Genomic DNA, 21483 nt, shown 5'->3' on the forward strand with positions numbered 1-21483 from the left:
CATAGCTCGTTGCGGCGAAAGCCGAGTGGTACAAGGATAGCTGGCCACTGATTGCGGCCTGCTTGTAGAAGGAGGGCCCTTCGAAAAAGATGACCAAAGGCTCATCTGCAACGTGCGCATAGCCATGGTGGCCTGAGCCAAGATCGATAAGCAGTATGTCACCGACCCTGCGACGTACCCGCTTCTGTTTTTGAGCCGTCACCAAGCCTGCGTCCCCCCTTTTTAACCGCCGTCATCTATGACGTGAGCCGCCGGAGCAGGTTGATCGCCATGGCAAGAGGATCATTGCTTCCGATACGTTCAGGCGCTTCTCATAATTGCGGACCAGCCTGCGCTAGCGCGTCAACCCAAGCGCGTCTTCATCGGCTGTTGCGGCGGCGAGCTCGGCTTTCGCCGCGGCAATGCGGGCCTGCGCCTCGATGAGCTTGACCTCGGCATTGGTTGCGCTTTCCTCGCGCTGATTGACCAGGAAGAAGTCGCTCGATCCCAGCTCGAAACGGCGACGTTCGGCTGCGGCCAGGCGCTGCGCCAGCACCCGTTCCTTCTCCGTCGTCGCGACCAACTGGTTTGCTGTTTCGACCTCCAAGCCGATCGCGGTGACTTCGGCCCGGATCTTTTCGGCCAGAAACTGCTGCTTGACCGTCAGTTCGTCGATCTTCGCTTGGGTTTCGGCCAGCTTGCCCTTCGCCTTGCGGTTTTGCAGCGGTATTTTGAAAGTGACGCCGACGATCACTTCGAGCGGCGTGCGGCTCCGCCCGCCCAAACCTGCCGGGCCGACGTCCTTGGCGACCTCTCCCCCAAGGTCGAGCCGCGGCAGCATGTCATTGCGGGCAAGAGCGAGCTTGACGGTCGCCTTGTCGATTTCCTCCAACATGATGGCGAAGTCGGGACGGCCCTCCAGATTGAAGGCGGCCCCAGTCCTGATCCCGTCCAGCGCGGTCGCATCGGCTGGAAGCCGCGTTTCATCAACGACGATCGGCGCGCCCTCCGCGTCGCGATAATAGAGTGACAGCTTGACGGCGGCGGCCCGAAAATCCTGCCGCGCCTCTACGACATAAGCTTGTCGCCTGACGAGATTCACGTCGTTCTCTGCCAGCAGGATATCCGGTTTGGCCCCAAGCTGTACCTGACGTTTGATGCCGTTGGTGCGCCCCCCGGCCAGCGCCAGCAGCGCATCATAGGCTTTGAGCTTCAGTCCGGCGCCGACCCACTTCTGATAAGCCTCCACCGCGCGCGCCTGGACGCCGATGCTCGTGGCCTTGGTCTCGAACCTGGCGATGTCGATATCGTTGCTGGCCAGCCGAAATTCAGACCGCCGCGCATCAACCAGCCGGTCGCGGAGCAGCGAATAGAGCCCCCCGACCTTCAACTCGCCCAGGCGGTTCGTATAGGATTTATCTTCATAGACGGGGAAATCGCCGCGCGACGCCCGATACTGCCCGTAAAGATAGCCGCCATTGTCACTCAGCGGCTGCTCGGCCTTGCTCGCGATTTCGGTGCCGTCATAATAGCCCTGCACGCGGCTGCGCCCTTCCACCGCGAATATGGTGTCGAACGCCCCCCGTGCGGTCAGCGCTCGCGCCTCCGCCTGCCGGTTGCGCGCCAGCGCCGCGATGATGTCGGGTGCGGCACGGGCCGACGATTGCAGCACCTCCTGCAACGTCAGCGGACCGGTGTTCGCCTGAGCGGAAGCGTTCGACAAAGCGTCCTGCGCCTTAGCCATAGTGGTCAGGGCAGCGCTTGCCATCAACGTGATGCCGATCACGATCCGCATCGTCACTTCTTTTTCTTTTCGATCGAGCTTTTGTCGGCCTTCTCCTGTGCTTTCTGAGCGACCTGATCCTGCCCGAAGTTCAGGGGAAAATCGTTGAGCTGGCGCCACAGTTCATAGCCGACGGTGACATTGTCGCCCTGTATCCAGCCCAATACCTTGCCGCCCTGGCGCACGAAACGACGCGCGGGCCATGCAGGCTTGCCGGGCATCGGTTCCACCAACACGCGGAACAGCCCGTCCGCGCGCGGCGTCGGATCCACGGAGCGAACCTGACCATCATAGATGCCAACGGCAAAACCTGGCCAGCCGCTAAATTGAAAGGCGGGGAAGCCCTCAAATTCGAGCCGCACCGGGCGCCCCCGATCGACCAGGGGTATATCCCGCCCGTCGACAAACAATTCCACCGCCCGCTCGATGCGCTCGGGCGCAACGGTCGCCAGCATCGTTCCGGCGGAAATCAAGGCTCCACCCGCCGCCGCATTGAGATCCTGGATACGCCCGTCACGCGGCGCTGTGACGACCTGCGCCGACTGCCGCATCTGTTTGACCTCGATCTGCTTCAATTTCGCGCGCGCTTCGGCCAGCTTCGCGTTGGCATCGGCGACCTTGATCTGGGTCTGCTCATAGTCGCGCCGCGCGGCCAACCCTTCCGTAAAGAGCTGCGAGGTGCGACCCACGTCGATCGAGGCGACAGCGCGGGCCTGTTCGATTGCCGCGATCTGCGCCTCCACTTCCGCCTTTTCCGCGGCCAGCCGTTCCAGGAAATTCGGATCGATATCGACCACCTGCACGATCGGATCACCTGCTTTCACCAACTGGCCGTCCTGGACGAAGAAACGGTCCACGCGGCCCTCCACCATCGACGACACCTGTTGCAGCCGGTCGCCCGGATCCAGCGACGTGACCTGGCCGCCGCCCTGCGCCGTCTGTCGCCATGGTACGAAGAGGATCGCGACCGCCAGGCAGAGCCCAACCACAATGAGCCAGGCCATCACGATGACGACGCGCGGCGGGTTCAGCCCGGCAAGCGAGGGAAAGTGCGTCAGTTGCGTAGCGCTGATCGTCACGACTGAATCTCCCTTGCGGCAAGGAACTGCGACAGCGCCGCCTTGTCCCCGAAGCGACGCTGCGCCTGTGTGCCCAGCCATAAGGAGCTGTCGAGATCCGTGGCCTCTGGCCGTCCGGTGAACAGCAGCACCGTCGTCCCCTGCTCACGCAGCATCCTCAGCGTCGCGTGGAAAGCGCCGACGGGCATCATGTCGTACAGTTGGGACAATAGCAGCACCTTGGGACGGCTGATCAGCGCGGCTGCGACCTTGAGCTGCATGACCTCGACGATGGAGAGCGGCGATCCTGAACTTGCCAATCGTGTATCGAGGCCGCTGGACAGACTGGAAATGCGCGTCGCGAGACCCACGACATCCAGCACCTTCATAGTTATCGCACTGTCCGTGTCGCCTCCAGCCGCGATGGTCAGATATTCGCGGATGGTGACATCGACGATGGTGGGCCGGTTGAGCACTACGACCGCCGACCGCAACAGATACATATCGAAGCTGCCAAGATCGCTGCCGCCGATAGTCAGCAGTCCGCGGTCCGGATTGACGTGGCGCTTGAGCAGCAGCGCGATCTGATTTTCGACGCCCGGTTCAGCCGCGACGACGGCCTGCTCTCCGCTGTCGATCGCAAAGTCGAAGCGCGACCCGGCCAGTTCGACGTTTCGGAAGCGGACCGATCCGTCTGGCGGCGCTTGACCGCTCAGACCCAAAGGCTCCTGCGGGATCGCGAAGATTTGCGACAGTTCTTCGGAGCTGGCGACTAGATCGTAAAATGTATCGAGATACCAGCCCAGCTGCGCGATGCCATAGAAGACTCCGGACAGGATGAGCTCTGCCGCGACAAGTTGCCCGATCGACAGTTGTCCAGCGAGTATGAGGTTCCCGCCGAGCGCCAGCAGGGCTGAAGCGGCAAAGGCATAGACCAGGAAATAGGCCAGAGCCTGCGCAAAACTATAGCGGAAATAACGGCGATGAGCGCGGATGTAGTTCGCCGTCACGGCCTCCGAGCGATCCATCGCGAAGTTCAGATGCCGGGCCGATTTGTAGAAACCGTTGGATGCGCCGACGCTCTCCAGCCATTGCGCGGCTTCATGCTTGGCATGGGATACGCCGACGGCGCCCGTGATTGCCCCATGGCGCCACAGCAGCCAGATCAGGAGGCAGGTCACCACCAGGATGATGTTGAATGCTAGGAAGAAGGGGTGGTAAAAGCTCGTGACCACCAGCCCCACCGCACCCTGAAGGACGATGGTGAACGCGCCGATCACAAGGCTGGGCACCGATTTCTGAACGACGACCATATCGAAGTAGCGGTTGAACAGGCTGCCCCGGCTTTCATCGGCAAAGAAAGGGTTCTGCGCGTGGACCGCCCGTACCGTGACTTCAGCGACCACCCGCGCGAACAGGCGACGTTCGAACATGGTCAGCAGATAAAGGCGTAGCGCGCTGAGGCACGCAACCAGCAGCAGGAGTACCAGCACGACGCCTGATAATATCCACAACGGCGCGACAAGCGCCGTACGTGCCACCGAATTGATGAGCAACTGGACGGAAATCGGCGTCGCCAAAGAGAGGAGCGTGATGGCGAGGGTGTAGACGATGCCAACATTGACATAGCCCCTGTCCGGGCCAACTATCTCGCCCACCCATGCGGCAGCTTGCCGCAAACCAAACTGCCCGCTAGCCAATTTTTTGAACCCCGGTTTTGACGTGCGTGATGTTATCAAACAGTTCCGGACTTCGACAAGGCTTCAATGCTGCACGGCAACATTTGTTTACGCGAGAGTCATAACGGGCATAACGAAAGGAACTAGCCTATTGGCCAACGCATCGCATACCGCGCGTTCCAGCGGAGGTGACCAAGGCCGCCCCAAAGTAAGAGCGTACAAGCACAAAAATTTGATTTCGCTGTGTTTCCTGTCTTGAGAAATGTGGTCGGACACATAGGAAAAATGTGCCGATCGTGGAAGCGCGTAGCGGCCCGTTCGCAAACATCCGTCATCACCACGAGGCAGATCGCCTCGTGGTGATGAGTAGCAATCCGCTTAAAAGGGATTCTTCCGCGACAACCCAGCCCTTAATAACCTACATCTTATAGGACAGGCGCAGATAGCCGAACTGGCCGGGCACATCATAGCTGGTCGTATCGAAATTCGCACCATCACATGTGCCACAGAGCGGCGGATCCTTGTCGAACACATTGTTGACGCCAATCGTAAAACGGGCGCGATGATCCATCCAGTCGGGTGAGAAATAGGCCTGGAAGTCGCCATAGAAGGTGGCCTTCATGACGTTGCCGTCGCCTTCGGTGACCTTGCTGAGGTAACGTCCGGTAAAGGACAGGCCATAAGCCTCCGTAGAATAGTCGATCGTCGCGTTCGCCTTGAAGTGCGGATAGGCCTGGTCACTCGACGCGCAACGCTCCGTGCCGGCACATTTGATCGTCGGCGCGCCCAGGTCGGCTGGAGGCTTGATGTTATATTTTAGAAGATAGGCGGCATTGACGTTGAGGCCGATCGAGCCGTTTCCAACCATCTTCGAACGGAAGTTCAGCGTACCGTCGATGCCGTCGGTTTCAATGGCATTAAGGTTCTGGAGCACGCCGTTAATGCCGGCAACTGCACCGCTGCCGGTGCGCGTGATCGCGGCGCAACTGATCGGGTCCGCCTCGAACGCGCAACGCTGCAGCGTCAGCGTTGCCGGCACAGAGTTGATCGCGTTCTTCAACGTGATCGTGTAATAATTGACGTCGATGCTGAATGCGCTGGCGAAGCTGTCGCGCGCCCAGGCCGGGCTGTAAACGCCGCCTGCAGTCCAGGTCTTGGAAGTTTCCGGCCTCAGGCCGGTAAAGCCCTGCGAAAAGACGCCAAGCTGGCCGCCCTGCGGTTCGGCATAGCTGCCGCTAGCTGGCACGCCGTTGGCGATACAGTTGGCTCGGACCGCTGCGTTGGCCTGCCAAGCGCTGCCCGCGACGTTGGTGCACGGGTCGTTGATCGTTGCGTCGGTACGCGAACGTCCAGCATATAGTTCGCCGATGCTGGGCGCGCGTAGACTTTCCGCATAGCCTCCCCGCAGCAACAGGTCGCGGGTCGGCTTCCACAGGCCCGAGACGGTATAGGTCGTGTTGCTACCGAAGCTCGAATAGTTGGAATGGCGCACTGCCCCGTCCAGTTCCAGCTTTTGGAAGAAGGGTGTGTCGGCCAAGATCGGAATGCGCAGTTCGCCATAAAATTCATCGACGTTGAAACCGCCACGCGCCGGACTGGTCGGCACGTCCGCACCCAGGCCAGCAGTGATGATCGGATCGGGCGTATAAGATGCCTGCTGATCGCGATGTTCATAGCCGACCGCGAAGCCGACTGCGCCTGCGGGCAATTCGAACAGATCGCCCGACAGGTTGGCGGTGACATCCCACAACTCCTGCTCACTGCGATCACGCTGATCGAAGGTGACATAATCGAGCATCGCCTGGGTGATCGACCCGGCGCCGCCGAAAATGTTGAACGGCACGCAGTTGCCGGTACAGTTGCCGACAGGACCCAATGCCTGGGCAAGCCTTGCAGCGTTGAGATTGCCGGTAAAGGTCTGGCGCGCGTTGTTGGTGCCGTAGCTGCCGTTGACGTCCCAATACCATTTGCGTTCGCCGACATCGAACATACCCTCCAGCGTCGCCGCCATCGTCAGCGTGTCGACTTGCTGACTGAAGATGCGCGGGCCGCCTTCCACGAAGCGACGGCGGATAGTGGAATAATTGGCGGGCGTACCGTCCGCGCCAGACGACAAGGTCACGCCGAACGGGTTGAACGGATTGCTGGCATCGACCGAGATCGTGTCGAGCAGGTTGCCATTGCCCGCATCCGGCCCGATGAACAGTGGCAGAAACGCTGCCTGCGTCGTGGATTCGCGATGCTGATAGACCAGTCGCGTACGCAGACTGACGGCATCGGAAAACTCGAACTTGCCGTTCAGGAACGCGCCATAGCGCTCGGATGGAGTCAGCAGATAATTAAACGGCGCGAAGTTGAAGGAGTCGGTCGATGAACTATAGTTGCGATAGTCGCTCGCGACTGGCCTACGACCGATGATCGGACTGCCGAGCGTGAGACTGCGTCCCAGCACATCATAGCGGCCATTGGGCGTGGCGCTGGAACAGCCGCCGTCGGCGCAGCTTGTGCCGCCCGCCGCAGGCCATTGCGAAATGGAACGGTCGGCGGTGCTGACGCCTTCCTGCTTCACATAATTGCCGCCAAAGACGATCGATACGCGATCCGACTGGATGCCGTAGCTCGCGTTGATGTCGTAGGTATGCCCGTCGCCCTGACGATAGGTTCCGAACTGGGCCGACATATCCAGCCCCTTTTGCGACTGTCGCGTGATGATGTTCACCACGCCGGCGACGGCGTCCGAACCATAAAGGGGGGACGCGCCCGATTGCAGCACTTCCACCCGCTCGATCATGCTTTGCGGAATAGTGTTGAGATCCACCGAGGCCGGAATGCCGCCCGCTGCCGAACCGTTGACGTAGCGCATACCATCGACCAGCACGAGCGTCCGCTTGGCACCCAGATAGCGCAGGTCGATCTCAGCTGAACCGGAGCTCACACCCGTGCCGTCGGGCGGGCCGCCAATATTGCCGGCATTGTTGGTCTTGGTGTTGAGGCCGCCCGCAGCGCTCGGGATACGTTGCAGCACGTCGGCGATAGAGGATAGGCCGGTCCGCGCGATCGATTCCGGATCGACTGTGACGATCGGCTTGTCCTGTTCGGTAGGATCGCGGCGGATGCGCGAACCAGTGACGATGATCGCGCCTCCGTCATCAGCCTGCGGAGCGGTGGATTGCGCGAAGGCAGGCGCTGCTGCGCCCAGCGCCGAGAGCATGACGCCGCAATATAAGGCATTTTTCAACCGCATGATTTGCACCCCTTGACCGTCGTTCTCGTGGAGTGTTGCGAGTCTGCTTCAGGCTGGCAATTGCGTTTCTTGTGCAGCGCGTCATATTCACACTATTGTTGTAATATGTTGCTTGATCGCAACAAACGCCAGTTGGCGGCGGTCGGGGCCTGCGGGCAATCTTGTCCTGATGCCGAACATATATTGCTATTGCGAACCGATTGTAAGCGTGTGCGCGTCAATAGCTGAGGCGCGCGTCGCCCCGTCGCCATGAGTCAGCGCCGCGACCAAAGCCGGGTGGATCGCCTTGCCCCGATAGCCACTTCAGATAATCCGATCATCCGAACAATCCTGCCTGGCGCACCTCCGCCTGTCACGCCTAATGAATCAGACGATACGATCAAACATATGGGTTCTTGGATATACCGAAATACATGCGATTAATTGATGATCGCATTTTAATCGAACCAATACAAACCACCTTACTTTACTAAATGATCCATCGTCGTAGATATTATATACTATTTCGGCGATCAACACTGGCCACAAGCGTAGCGGTGAATTTTCCTGCACTGGCCGTAGCTAATGACTTAAAAATGCAACAAAAAACTTTGTCCCCACTTTAGATTTTCGGGCCTCTCCCCTGCCGACAGCTTCGACCGGATCGGTCGATGTGTGACGCGAAGAAAGGGACGATCATGAATTGGGGCAAGAAGACCGCCTGGATGGCAACGACCATGCTAACGCTGGCGGCAGCGCCCGTGCATGCACAGGTGCAACCCTCAGCGGAAGCCGAAACGAATAGCGCCGCAGGCGAGATCGTCGTCACCGGCTATCGCGCCAGCCTAGCCAATGCACGGGATGTGAAACGCAAATCGACGATCATTCAGGATTCGATCGTAGCCGACGACATCGCCGCCTTCCCGGACCTGAACCTTGCCGAGGCACTGCAACGCCTGCCCGGCGTCGCCATCAACCGCGAAGCGGGCGAAGGCCGCCGCATCAGCCTGCGCGGGCTTGGCCCCGATTTCACCCGCGTACAGCTCAATGGCATGGAAGTGCTCGGCAATGTCGACTCCCCGCAGGATAGCCGTGGTCAGGGCACGCGCGATCGCGCCTTCGACTTCAACATCTTCGCGTCGGAACTATTCAACCGCGTCGATGTGGAAAAATCCTATTCGGCGGCCCAGACCGAAGGCGGCCTGGCCGGCACGGTAGGCCTCTTCACCGCTCGCCCATTCGACTATAGCGGCACCAAGATGGCCTTTTCCGCGCAGGGCGGCACCAACAGCCTGACGAAGGATTTCCAACCCCGCCTGACCGGCCTGATCTCCAAGAACTGGGGCGATTTCGGCATCCTCGTATCGGCAGCCTACAGCCATCGTCAAACGCGGGAGACGGGCTTCGACACCTATCGCTGGCGCCTCAATCGGGCCAATGGCTCGGACATTTCGGGCCTGACGCGGGAAGAACAGGACAAGGTCAATTCCGGTACGCTGCGCTTTGCCCGTGGCAACCGGCTTTCGGTGTGGGACAGCACACAGGATCGTCTGGGCATCACCTCTTCGATCCAGTGGAACCCGGCCGATACCATCCACCTGACGCTCGACGGCCTGTATGGAAAGTATAAGGCCGACCGGTTCGAAACCCATCTCGCCTCGCGCGGCGGTGGCGGTTCTACATGGCTGGGCGGTCGCCAGACCTTTGCCGGTGTCACCTACCCCAATTCCACGATCAACGCGATCGAATGGAACGACCAGAATGAAGTGACCTATCTGGATGTATCGGGCGGCCAGACCGCGTCGGAAACCCGCGTCCAGAACACGAAGAACGAGTTCAAGCAGGTCGTCCTGAGCGGCGACGCGGAAATCGCGCCGGGCCTGAAGGCCGTGTTTCTGGGCGGTGTCGAACGCTCGAGCTACGACATGCCGGTCGACGATCATTTCTATACCGAAGCCTATGGCGACGTGATTTCCGACTATCGCGGCGGCACCTATTCGCTGGTCAACACTTATGGCTGGAATACCGGCGACGCGTCCAACTATCACGCCCATGAGCTAGATATGGCGTCCAGCTATCAGGACACCGCGTTCGACAATATCAAGGGTTCTCTGCAATATGAAATCAGCCCTGATGACAAGATCCGCATTGGCGGCGAATGGCGCCGGTTCAAGAATAGCGGTTATACCAAGACGTCGCCCGACGCCCTGCTGAGCGCTTTCCGTTCCGGTACGGTCAGCGCCGACATCTCCAGCTACGCCCAGACCTACACCGGCTATAAGGGCCAGGACTGGGTCATCGTCGACTATGACAAGATGCTGTCCACCCTGGGCATCGACCGCAGCCAGTATCTGGTCGATCGCGGCAGCGTATTCGCGGTCGAGGAGCGCACGGGCGCAGGCTATATCCAGTATGACTGGAACCATGATTTGGGTAGCCTGCCGTTTCGCGGCAACATCGGTCTGCGCTATTACAGCACCGACATCCTGTCGACCGGCGTCGGCACGGTCGCGGGATCGGCGACGGCGATCAGCGTCACCGGCCATTATGACGGTTTCCTGCCGGCGGCGAACCTGATCTTCGACCTCAATGATAATCTGGTACTGCGCGCAGCCGCCGCCCGCAACATCAATCGCCCCTCGCTCGGATCGCTGGCCGTCAACGGTACAGTGACCCGCGGCGACAATGACGAAGTTTCGGTGTCGGTCGGCAATCCGCGCCTGCATCCCTACAAATCCACCGACCTCGACCTGTCTCTGGAATATTATTTCGGCAAGGTCGGATCAGTGTCGGCCGCCGCTTTCTACAAGACGCTGGACGGCTTCATCACCACCCAGACGGTCAATAACGTCCCATATAGCCAAACGGGCCTGTCGACAGACCTGCTCGACGGACTGACCGCCAGCAGCAACGTCACCAGCTATTCGCGGCCGATCAACCTGGGCAAGACTGACCTGTGGGGCATCGAACTGGCGGCGCAGGCCGACTTCACCTTCCTGCCCGCTCCCTTCGACCATCTGGGCGCACGCGCCAACTTTACCTATGTCGATTCCAAATATGACTATTCGAAAGTGTATAGCGGCGGGAGCAACAGCACACTGGAGGGGTTGAGCCACATCAACGCCAACGCCACGCTTTATTATCAGGACGCCAAGTTCGACATGCGCGTTTCGGGCAATTATCGCAGCCGGTATGTCTATAGCGCCTCGCCCGTCACCAGCACGCTGGGCATCGACCAGAATCTAAGCGGTTACGCCCCGACCCTGTATGTCGACATGTCGGCTCACTATAAGCTTACCGACAAGATTCAGTTGACGCTGAACGGCGTGAACCTGATCAATCAGGCGGAAAAGCAATATTCCGACAGCAGCCAGCGCCTTTATGTCGTCACCCGTTCGGGCCGCACGATCCTGGGCGGCGTTCGCTTCGAATTCTGATCCTGAACGAAAGGCAAGGAGGGCGGCAGCAATGTCGCCCCCTTGTTTTAGAGAACGGGCGGGATGGTAACGCTGCTGTCATGAAGCGTTGATAGCCGCGCTGCGCGGAGGACGCGCGCCTGTTCCTGAAATCCCCCTTTCTCTCTTGCCTTGCCTGCCTGTCGATCCCGCTGACCCTGACCGCCACAGCGCCGGTCCTGGCCGCGATGCCGCCGCCGGGCAGCCTGCATCGTTTCGACATTCCCGCCGGACGATTGGTGGAAACGCTGCGTAGCATATCCCGACAGGCCGATGTGCAGATCGTGACGTCCGTCAGGGGCGATCTTCATATCGTTTTGCCGCTGCGCGGGCGGCTGACCACCGATGCCGCCATAGCCCGCGTCATCGCGGGGCAACCGTTACATGTCCGCCGCACCACTGCGGGCTATCTGGTATTTGAAATGCCGTTGCCCGCGCCTATCGCATCCGCGCCGCCTGCCCCCCTGCCGGACCAGCCGCCTGCCCCGCCGATCATAGTGACTGGCTATCGCGAAAGCCTGCGCGCAGCGACCCAGGAAAAGCGCGATGCCATCGGTTTTGTCGAAATGACCCGTGCCGAAGACATTGCTGCATTCCCGGACCGCAATGCCGCAGACGCCCTGCAACGGCTTGCAGGCGTCACGATCAGCCGCGACAATGGCGAAGGGCGGCAAATTTCGTTGCGCGGCCTTGGCCCCATGTTCACCCGCACCACGCTGAACGGGATAGAGGCGCTTGCCACCACAGCATCGGGCTTCGACAACCGCGGATCGGTCAGTCGCCAGCGACGCTTCGACTATTCGATTTTCGACGCCAGCCTGTTCTCACAGGTTCGGGTCGAAAAAAGCTGGTCGGTGGATCAGGAAGCCGGCGGCATCGGCGGGCTGGTCGCGATGCAGACGATCCGGCCATTCGACCGGCCGGACAATATCGCCCTGATCGCGATGCAGGGTCGCACCGATAGCATATCCCATAAAGTGACACCGATGTTGACCGCTGAACTGTCACGACGCGGACCCAATTGGGGTGCGCTGCTCGCCCTGTCGTACAGCGACAATCGCGTCACCGAATATGGCTATCGCAACTGGGACTGGACGCCGATCAGCATTGCGGCGGCCAATATCGGGACGGGGATCAGCGATGCCGACCGCGCCCGGCTGACGGATAGCGACGACGCGCCCTATGCCGCGCGCGCGATGAGCTATTCAACCTGGACCAACCGGTTTCGTCGGCTCAACATCGTTGGATCGGTCCAGCATGAGAGCGACGATGGCCTCAAGCTGGCGCTCGACCTTCTGTATGCCCGCCTGTCCAACCATCGCGACGAATATTCGCTCGCGGCAGCCGGCACCCATGGCCTCACCGGCGACATCGACGGTACGCAGATATTGCAGGACGTGACGATCCGGGGCGACACGATCACCGCCGCCCGCTTTACCGGGGTCGACCTGCGCACCGAACATAAGCGCAGCGAGGACCATACGGATTTTGGCGAAGCGGCGCTGTCGCTATCCTATCCGATCAACGATAGCACGACCGTCGACCTGCGCGCAGGCTATGCCCGATCGGATTTTCAAAGCCCGGTGTTCGACAAGGTTTTCCTGCAATCGAACAATCGCGATTTCAGCTATGTCTCGACCGGCACCGGTGTGCGCAACAGCTATGGGCTGGACCTGACAGACAGCAGCAACTGGCAATTGATGCGGGCGGACACGCGCGAAGACGCAATCGTCAACGACAATGTCTCGACCCGACTGACGGTGGCGCGGGAGATGGGCGGCGGCATCGTCCTGCGGGGTGGAGGAAGCTGGCAGTTGTTCGGCAATCGCGGCTATCAGCGGCGTGTCCGTGTCGATTATGCCGATGGCACGCAGGCAGCCTTCCGCCTATATGACGGCGCCGGCTATGCCGATTATATCGTGGGACAAGTCGATCCGACCTTTGCCCTGACAGGACAGGAGCGCGATCTCTCCGCTTTTGCCGATGTACCCGGCACGGATTTTCGTTTGAGCGAGCGTCGGATAACCGGATTTTTGCTGGCGGACGTCGACATGATGGCCGGTGCGTGGCCGTTTTCGGGCCGGATCGGCCTGCAATTTCATCGCACCGTTGCCGTTTCGACCGGCACTGCCACCGCCGACCTCAGCCGAACCGCGGTTCGCGAGCATCATGCCGATAATTTCTGGCTGCCCTCGCTGGAAGCGCGACTACGCCTGCCTGACGGCGTGCAGCTTCGCTTCGCGGCCAGCCAGAATGTCAATCGGCCTGACATTGGCGACCTGAAGGCCGCCGCCGAAATCAGCGTTTCGCCTTTTGGCGGGTCGATCATCGCGGGCAATCCGGCGCTGCGGCCGTTCAAGGCGGAGTCCGTCGATCTGGCGGTCGAACATTATGATCGCGCCGGGCAGGCATTGATCGGATTATTTTTCAAACATATGCACAGTTTCATCATCTCCGAAACGCAGGTGATGCCCTATGCCCAAACCGGCTATCCCGCCGCGTTCCTCTACGCCGGTCAGGATCCGTCCATCCTGTATAATGTCATCCGGCCGATCAACGGGCCAGGCGCTTCGATCTTTGGCGTGGAAGCCGCATTCCGGCGGGAGTTGCGTTTTTTGCCGACGCCGCTCGACCGATTGGGCGTGCAGGCCAATGTCACCCATGTGTTGGGCCGCAGCGAGGTCATCTATGACGGCACCGCCGTCTCGCTGCCGCTGGTCGACCTGTCGCGCTGGTCGGGTAATGCGGTCCTCTATTATACCGGGCGTGGATGGGACGCGCGCATATCCGCCGCACATCGCGGCACATATCGCGTGGACATCGGCGACAATGGCAATATCGGCGAGTTTATCAGGGGCAGCCTGACAATCGATGCAGCCGCGCATCTTTCGATCGGCAAGCGATTGAAGATGGTTATGGAGGCCCGCAACCTGACCAATGCACCGATCATTCAATATGCCGATATTTCGGCCAGAAGGCTGCTGAGCCACACACGTAGCGGGCGCATCGTGTCAACCGGATTGCACTATGCCTTTTGACGGCCTGTCCCCGTTTGTAGCCCGCGCCACTCTACCTGTGCATGACGTTAGCGCAGGACGATATCAATGAGCGCCGCAGCAGCCCATTTGACCGGAGCGATGGGCAGGCTTGCGGCCTATGTCCGTCGCCGTCTGCGCGAGCCTGCCGACACCGAGGACGTGGTGCAGGAAACAATCATGCGCGTGATTGAGCAGGACCGCAAAAGGGTGATCGACCAACCGTTGGCCTATGCATTTCGCGTAGCAGATTCCGTGATCCATGCCAGAGCGCGGGGCCGCATTCACGCCGATCTGGACGAGCATGCCGACCTGATGTGCGAACTGCCGCTGGCCGACGAGATACTGGATTATCGCCAGCGCATGGCACGGTTCGAAACGGCGCTTGGCCAACTGACGCCGCAGCGCCGGGCGGTCTTCATGAAACGTCATCTGGAGGGGAAGTCGCGGCAGGAGATTGCGGAAGAAACAGGCCTTGGCCTGGAGGCCGTGAAGAAACATCTGGTCCGGGCGATGGTGGAACTGGCGCAGGTCGTGGAGGGGAATGCGGGAACAACCGCAGCGGAGAAAAATAAAAATGGCTGAGGAAGAGGATGACATCATGAGCATCGCCGCCGACTGGGTCGATCGGATCGATGACCTGTCGCCTGCGGACAAGCGGGAACTGGCAGCCTGGCTCCGGGCGTCGCCGGACCATGGCCGGGCCTTTGCCATCATGCATCGATTGAACCGGGACGGCGCATTGTTCGATGCGGCCATGCTGCTGGCCGACGCAGCCTTGCCTGTCGATCGCCGCACCGGTGGCGCTGCGCGGCGGCGGTGGCAGCGCGATGCGGGAACGCAGCCCATCCTGACCCGGCGACGGGTTATGGCGGCAGCGGTCGGTGGGGCCATCGCCCTGCCCCTGGGCTTCGCCTTCATGCAGCGGGAGGAGAATCCCGCCATCTTTCGGCCCGCCGTTTATGCCAGCCTTACCGCAAAGACCGCGCGCAGCCGATTGCCCGACGGATCGACCCTGACGCTGGACGCCGCCTCCCGCGTCTCCACGCGATTTGGCGACGATCGCCGCCTGATCGACCTGGAACGAGGCGGCGCGCGGTTCGACGTCGCGCATGACGGGAACCGCCCCTTCACCGTGCATACGCCCATGGCGGACATGACTGCACTGGGCACCAGTTTCACCGTAGACCGGCTTACCGATGCAAGCGAGTTGCGCGTATTTGAAGGCCGGGTCCAACTGGACGTGCCCGGCAAAGTGCCTTTGGTCGTCACTGTCGGCCAATGGGCGCTGGTTTCCAAAACGGGCGTGCAGCGCGGCAATTTTGACCCCGAAAGCTACAGCAACTGGCAGACCCGATGGCTGGATGCAGACGACATGCGGCTCGGTTATGCCATCGATCGGCTGGCGCGTTACAGCCCCATCCCCATCAAGCTGGCCGATCCGTCCCTTGCCGGGCGCAGCTTCAGCGGGCGGTTTAGGCTAGACCAGCCCGAACAGTCGCTGGCCCTGATCGGTGGCCTGTTCGACCTGAACCCCGTTCACCGCGACGGCATCCTCTATCTTGGCAAAGGCAAGGACGGTCCATGATCCGCACCGCACCCCTTTTTTTCCTGCTGGCCGGTATTGCGACCGGTACGGGTGCCGCCGCACTGGCGATGGCACCCCATCCCGCGCATCCGCTTCGCCTGAACGACGTGACGGCGGTGGGAACGCACAACAGCTATAAACAGGCGATGACGCCCGAAATCATGGCCCGGTTGCGTGCCGCCATGCCCGAAGCCGCCGATGCGCTCGACTATGAGCATCGTCCGCTGACTCAGCAATTGGACCATGGTGCCCGCCAATTGGAAATCGATGTGAACTATGATCCGCAGGGCGGCCATTATGCGCGGAGATCGAACAATCCCGACCTCGACAGGCCGGGTTTCAAGGTGCTGCATATCCCCGGAATCGACGATAGCAGCCATTGCGTGTTGCTGACCCAATGCCTGCGTCAGATCAAGGCCTGGTCCGATGCCCATGCCGACCATATCCCCATCCTGCTGATGTTCAACGCCAAGGATGGACGCAACAGCGCATATGGCGGCATTGATCCGCTACCCTTCGACGAAGCGGCCTATGATGCGCTGGACACGGAAATCCGGTCGATCCTGCCGCCCGAAAAGCTCATCGTGCCGGACGACGTGCAGGGACGCTATCCGACGTTGCGCGACGCGGTACTGGCGAACAACTGGCCCGTGCTGGACAAGGCGCGAGGCCGCTTTCTCCTTGCGCTGGACGAACCACCGGCCAAGGTGGCCGTCTATCGCGGCAAGCGCCGCTCGCTGGAAGGTCGCGTCTTTTTCATCAACACCGACGAACAGTCGCCCGCCGCCGCCTATCTGACGATAAACGATCCCATCCGCGATGGCGCACGGATCGCCCGCGATGTAGCAACGGGCTATCTGGTGCGAACCCGTGCGGACGAGAATACGGTGCAGGCCCGCGCGAACGACACATCGCGCCGCGCCGCCGCGCTGGCTAGCGGCGCCCAGTATATATCGACCGACTATCTATGGCCTGATCCCCGCTTTGCCGGGGGCTATCAGGTGTCGATCGACCCCGACATGCCGGTCCGATGCAACCCGGTGCGCAAGCCCAGGGGCTGCACCGCCCGTAAGCTGGAAACGAAGTGATGCGGACTTCTCATCTGTTCATCTTGCTTGGCATGATTGCCTTGCCGGCCATCGCCAAAAGCGGCCCCGGCATCACCCCCTATATTGCCGAAGTGCCGCGTCCCGACATGATGAAGATCCTGCCGCCGCCGCCCGCCGCCGGCTCGCCCGGCGACGAAGATGACCGGGAAACTTTTCGCGAAACACGCCGGTTGCAGGGCAGCGCGCGTTGGGCACTGGCGACGCATGATGTTGGCGACGACCGCTTTGCCAATTTTGCCTGCGCCATGGGCATGCAGCTTTCTGCCGAAACGGCTCCCGCTCTCGCCCACATCTTTGCACGGATAGGCGGTGGCCCGCTCATCAATCCGGTCAAAGATCATTACGCGCGACGGCGCCCCTATCTGGATCAGGACTTGCTTATCTGCGAGCCAAAAACGGCGCATCTGGCAGCCAATGGCGATTACCCGTCCGGACATACGACGGCCGGATGGTCGACAGCACTGGTACTGGCCGAACTGCTGCCCGAACGCGCTACCCACATATTGGCACGCGGCCGCGCCTATGGTCAAAGCCGCTATATCTGCGGATCGCACAGCAAAAGCGCGGTGGAGGCAGGCTATATGGCCGGTGCATCGTTGGTCGCGACGCTTCATGCCTCTGCCGCATTTCGGGCCGATATGGAAAAGGCGCGCGTCGAAATGCAGGACCTCAAAAAGCACGCTCCCGCTGCTTCCCATAGACAATGCATGATCGAACAGCACGCGTTGATGCAGTGAAGACCGCAGCCGTTTCTTCCGTGAAGAACGAATTGGCTGCGAAGTGGGGCGGTTTTGAAAGAGAACAGAAGCCCCGCCGGCTCGTGATAGGCATCGAGGGCGTATCCAGTGGGCGCGTGGTCACTTAGGTAGACATCGCGCCAATGTCTTCGCGCACGCTCACAACAGCTGCGCGGTAAGCGCGGCCTTGGAAACCGCAGCCTGGTCAGGCCTTCTTGCTGGCATGAACGGCTTTTCCGGAAGCGCGGCGTTTGGCGAGGGCATCGATACGGGTCTGGACCTCGTCATGGCTGATGTCGTTGGGATCAAACGGTCGCCCTTACCATTCCAACATGGATTTTCGGGCCGGGTGGCGAGGGTTAGCCATAGCGTCGAGACGCTCCTCAAAGCCTGGGATACCATCGACATCTTCAGGAGGTGTGCGTCGTTCGCCATCGACGAACCGTGGATAATCCATGAGCGGATCGGCCGGGCGAACCACTTCGATCTCGACGCTATGCCGCCAATCGTCGCCAAAATCATATGTATAAGTGAATGCAGTGATGCCACTTTCGACAAGCTTGCCGAGCAGGATATTATCGGCATCGCGTGTTGGCGGATCCACATAGTCATCGTCAAAACGAATGCCGTAATATGCATCACCGACATCGAAGCGAAAAAGGTGATAATTCTCGAACAGCATGACAGCCTGGATCGTCAAGTACAGGGTCTTCAAGTTTTTTGAGAGCTGTAGTTAGGCTCTGCGCCAAACGGCAGGATTGCTATCATCGAGCGTGATGCGAATCCGGGCAATCTGTCCGGTAATGCCGCCAAAGTGACGAACTGATTATCGGCTTTCCAGTTCCACGGTATAAGTTCATCCCAGCGCGCAGCGGGCGACTTGCCCAGCGATCCTGGCAATGACATCGGCGATGTAGGCCTGCGGCGCGAGGCCATTGAGCTTGGCAGTCTCGATGATGGAGTAGATGGCGGCGGCCCGATCACCGCCCGCATTTGATCCTATGAACAGCCAGTTTTTGCGGCCCAGGCTACAGAGCGCATGGCGCGCTCTGCAATGATGTTATCGATTTCCAAACAGCCATCGTCGAGGGAGCGTGTCAGCGCGACCCACCGCTTTCGATCGTCGATCAATGGCTGAGTTCGGTCCTGGCGGCTTTGTCGTCGGATATCAGGTTGCAGGCCACGATCCGCTGCCTCGTCTAGTGCGTAAACTCATCATGCGTCGCACCACAGGCGAACGCATATGAGTTTGATGGCAGCAAGGAAATTGGCTGGGTCGTTGTCGCATCGGGTGGCGAGGCCACGGAACTGTTTGATGCGATTGAAGAAGCGCTTGATGAGATTTCGCTGTTTGTAGAGCCATAGCGAGAAAGCGAAGCGCTGCTTGCGGTGGGATTTGTTGGGAATGTTGGCCCAGATGTTCTTGGCGGCAGCGACCTCACGGATGGCGTTGCTGTCATATCTCTTGTAGCCCAGCAGGGTTGCTCCCTCGAGAATGGCCTCGATCAGCGCTTCGGCCTCACAGGCATCGTGAACATGCCCGCCTGTCAGTCTCAGGCTGACAGGACATCCGTCAGCATCGACAAGAGCGTGGAGTTTGCTGGTGAGGCCGCCCCGGGAACGTCCCATGCCACGACCGCAGCTTCCCCTTTTTGCCCGTCGCACCATTTTGGTGGATGCGCATGCAGGTGGAATCGATCATCACCAGTTCGCCATTATGTCCCGCTGAAACCGCTGCCAGCAACCGGTCCCAGACCCCGGCCTTGCGCCAGCGCACGAACCGATTGTAGCAGGTCGTCGAAGGTCGGCCCACGTCGCTCCCGAACGAAAGCGCCACATGATCCTGTTAAGAACCCGACGATCATCCACCCGAGGCACGCCGCGCGGCTTGTTGGGTAACAACGGCTCGATGATCGCCCATTCCCGATCTGTCAGTTCATATCGCCGTCGCGCCATCGAAGCCTCCAAGTCTAGAGCCTCCTGAATCACGAAAACAGACGATCCTCAAGATATTTTATGAGTTTACGACCTAATAAAGCTGACTGATACGTTCCAGCAGATCCGTGGTGAGCGAGGTCGGCTTGGTTGCGTGGATGTCGAAGATCTTGCGTCGAAAATGCGCCCAGCATGCGACCTCAGTGATGCGGTTGGTTTCGTAGAGCTTGTCATAGCCAGCATAGCCAGGGCCGGTAAAGTGAGACCTGTGCGCGGGTGGGTGTAGACAGCGGCTTTTATTGCTGATTCTATGTACTTTCCGAAGTGGGGAGCAGGACGTGACGTATCGTTCGATTGTTCAGGAACGGTTCGGTTCCGCTGGGCGCACGCGGTCGGCATCTTTGCTCGGCGCGCTTGGCAAGCTGATCGATTGGGCTTTGGTCGCGGCGCTGCTCGATCCGCTTTATTCGGCCAGCAAGGGCGAGCCCGCCTCGCCATCTCTGGCGATGTTCAAGGCCTTGCTTCTATCGATCTGGACGATCTGTCTGACGTCAAGCCGGCCGAGAAGCTTGACGATCGCGCTGCGTTCCGCCGCTTTTGTGGTTTTCGGGGACTGAAGCGACACCCGAGCGGACAGCGTTCGTGCGCTTTCGAAAGGAACTGGTCGCCCATAAGCTGGATCGGTTACTGTTCCTGACTGTGACGGCGCAACTCAAATCAAAGGCAGTCAAAGTCAAAACTGGCACGCTGGTCCATACCACGATCATTGCATCGGCCAGCGGGAGCGATGATGACGCCCGTTGGGTCAAACATAAGGGAAAGCGGGCAATCCATGGCTTCAAGACGCATGTCGGCGCCGATGCCGATACGGCATTGGTCGAGAAAATATCGATTACATCTGCCAATATCAACTATGGCAAAGCAGGCCTCGAAGCGCTGCCCGACAATCCCGGCGAGGTGTTTGCCGACAGCGCCTATAGCGGCAACCACTTCCGTGACGCTGTGCTTGCAAAGGGAGGCATACCGCGGATCGTCTCCAACGCCGATAATTACGGTCGCCGATCGCGTACATTGCCAGTCCTCACGCCCTATGAATACATCTGCAAATGCCGGACAAACGAAACGCTCTAGCTTAAATCCGCATCATCAAATACTGGGGCCAAATACTTAATACATAAATTTTTTACCGAGCACCTTGTCAGCATGCTCCTGGCGGCAGATCAGGAGGTCGGGCAGAAAGACATCCGCCTGATTGTACAGCAGCGGCGATCCATCGAGGCGCGCGCAATAGAGGCCGTGGGCCAGTGCCACCGCCACCGGGGCGCAACTGTCCCATTCATATTGGCCCCCAGAATGAAGGTAAATGTCGGCATAGCCAAGGACGATCGCCATCGCTTTGGCGCCGGCAGAACCCATGGGAATGAGTTCTGCGTCCAGCGCCTGCGCAACCGCGACTGCTTCCTTGGCGGGGCGGGTGCGAGAGACGACCATGCGCAGCCGTTCGGGCGCTGGCGGCAACGGCGCGAGTTGATCCGTGCGCAACACGATTCCGCCGTCAAGGTCCGGCAGCGCAACCGCACCGATCCGAGGCTCGCCGTCAATGGCAAGGCCGACATGAACCGCCCAGTCGGCGCGCGCTTCGCCATATTCACGCGTGCCATCGACCGGATCTATGATCCAGACCCGCGATTGGGCAAGCCTGTCGGGATTATCCTTTTCCTCCTCGGACAATAGCCCGTCATCTGGGCGCGCCTCACGTAAGGCATGGACAAGGAACTGGTTGGCGGTCTGGTCACCCGCCTTGCCCAGCGCCTTTGCCCCGAACACACCCGAGGCGCGCACTTCGAGCAGGATGCGACCTGCGACCTCCGCAAGATGGGCCGCAAGTTCGCCATCGGTCAT

14 protein-coding genes and 3 pseudogenes are annotated in these 21483 nt (G+C 60.3%); 8 read left to right on the forward strand and 9 right to left on the reverse strand.

The genetic code is table 11. The features are described 5' to 3' along the window. Positions 1–334 precede the first annotated feature (334 nt). The 4 genes from U5A82_RS02640 to U5A82_RS02655 all read right to left on the reverse strand — a co-directional run bounded on the left by U5A82_RS02640 (position 335) and on the right by U5A82_RS02655 (position 7743). Positions 335–1723, reverse strand: coding sequence for a TolC family protein (locus U5A82_RS02640; RefSeq protein ID WP_326288784.1), 1389 nt, complete (start codon positions 1721–1723; stop codon positions 335–337). Positions 1724–1776: 53 nt separating this feature from the next. After that, positions 1777–2841, reverse strand: coding sequence for an efflux RND transporter periplasmic adaptor subunit (locus U5A82_RS02645; protein ID WP_326288448.1), 1065 nt, complete (start codon positions 2839–2841; stop codon positions 1777–1779). Continuing rightward, positions 2838–4520, reverse strand: a complete 1683-nt coding sequence (locus U5A82_RS02650) for an ATP-binding cassette domain-containing protein (RefSeq protein ID WP_326288449.1) — start codon at positions 4518–4520, stop codon at positions 2838–2840. The genes U5A82_RS02645 and U5A82_RS02650 overlap by 4 nt, the downstream gene beginning before the upstream one ends. A gap of 397 nt (positions 4521–4917) precedes the next feature. Further along, a complete protein-coding gene (locus U5A82_RS02655) occupies positions 4918–7743 on the reverse strand; it encodes a TonB-dependent receptor domain-containing protein (protein WP_326288450.1) in 2826 nt (941 codons plus the stop codon). 677 nt (positions 7744–8420) lie between these two features. Between U5A82_RS02655 and U5A82_RS02660 the strand changes: the two genes are divergently transcribed. From U5A82_RS02660 to U5A82_RS02685, 6 genes are all read left to right on the forward strand, one after another. Next, the gene (locus U5A82_RS02660) at positions 8421–11159 is read left to right on the forward strand and encodes a TonB-dependent receptor (protein ID WP_326288451.1); all 2739 of its coding nucleotides are present in this window, start codon (positions 8421–8423) and stop codon (positions 11157–11159) included. A 206-nt stretch (positions 11160–11365) separates the two neighbouring features. Next, a complete protein-coding gene (locus U5A82_RS02665; RefSeq protein ID WP_326288454.1) occupies positions 11366–14215 on the forward strand; it encodes a TonB-dependent receptor in 2850 nt (949 codons plus the stop codon). A 66-nt stretch (positions 14216–14281) separates the two neighbouring features. Beyond that, a complete protein-coding gene (locus U5A82_RS02670; RefSeq protein WP_326288455.1) occupies positions 14282–14797 on the forward strand; it encodes an RNA polymerase sigma factor in 516 nt (171 codons plus the stop codon). Positions 14798–14813: 16 nt separating this feature from the next. Beyond that, on the forward strand, positions 14814–15800 hold the full coding sequence (locus tag U5A82_RS02675; protein WP_326288456.1) for a FecR family protein: 987 nt from the start codon (positions 14814–14816) through the stop codon (positions 15798–15800). Beyond that, complete coding sequence (locus U5A82_RS02680) at positions 15797–16888, forward strand: phosphatidylinositol-specific phospholipase C1-like protein (protein ID WP_326288457.1); 1092 nt, start codon at positions 15797–15799, stop codon at positions 16886–16888. Before U5A82_RS02675 ends, U5A82_RS02680 begins: the two co-directional genes overlap by 4 nt. After that, complete coding sequence (locus U5A82_RS02685) at positions 16888–17646, forward strand: acid phosphatase (RefSeq protein WP_326288458.1); 759 nt, start codon at positions 16888–16890, stop codon at positions 17644–17646. The genes U5A82_RS02680 and U5A82_RS02685 overlap by 1 nt, the downstream gene beginning before the upstream one ends. A 319-nt stretch (positions 17647–17965) precedes the next feature. Here U5A82_RS02685 and U5A82_RS02690 read toward each other — a convergent pair whose 3' ends face one another. The 4 genes and pseudogenes from U5A82_RS02690 to U5A82_RS02705 form a co-directional block, all read right to left on the reverse strand. Then, positions 17966–18361, reverse strand: a complete 396-nt coding sequence (locus tag U5A82_RS02690) for a plasmid pRiA4b ORF-3 family protein (protein WP_326288459.1) — start codon at positions 18359–18361, stop codon at positions 17966–17968. A 122-nt stretch (positions 18362–18483) separates the two neighbouring features. Further along, positions 18484–18831 (reverse strand): annotated as a pseudogene (locus U5A82_RS02695) (transposase domain-containing protein); the annotation flags it as partial. A 30-nt stretch (positions 18832–18861) separates the two neighbouring features. Beyond that, positions 18862–19602: pseudogene (locus tag U5A82_RS02700) on the reverse strand (IS5 family transposase). 76 nt (positions 19603–19678) lie between these two features. After that, a pseudogene (locus U5A82_RS02705) lies at positions 19679–19831 on the reverse strand (IS66 family transposase); the annotation flags it as partial. Between the two features lie 151 nt (positions 19832–19982). Between U5A82_RS02705 and U5A82_RS02710 the strand changes: the two are divergent. Beyond that, complete coding sequence (locus tag U5A82_RS02710) at positions 19983–20198, forward strand: transposase (protein WP_326288460.1); 216 nt, start codon at positions 19983–19985, stop codon at positions 20196–20198. 25 nt (positions 20199–20223) lie between these two features. Next, positions 20224–20712, forward strand: coding sequence for a transposase (locus tag U5A82_RS02715; protein ID WP_326288461.1), 489 nt, complete (start codon positions 20224–20226; stop codon positions 20710–20712). 36 nt (positions 20713–20748) lie between these two features. Here U5A82_RS02715 and U5A82_RS02720 read toward each other — a convergent pair whose 3' ends face one another. Continuing rightward, positions 20749–21483 carry a 3'(2'),5'-bisphosphate nucleotidase CysQ gene (locus tag U5A82_RS02720; RefSeq protein WP_326288785.1) on the reverse strand — a complete coding sequence of 245 codons (735 nt, stop codon included), beginning with the start codon at positions 21481–21483 and terminating at the stop codon, positions 20749–20751.

It is taken from the genome of Sphingobium sp. CR2-8 (assembly GCF_035818615.1).
Taxonomy (GTDB): Bacteria; Pseudomonadota; Alphaproteobacteria; order Sphingomonadales; family Sphingomonadaceae; genus Sphingobium.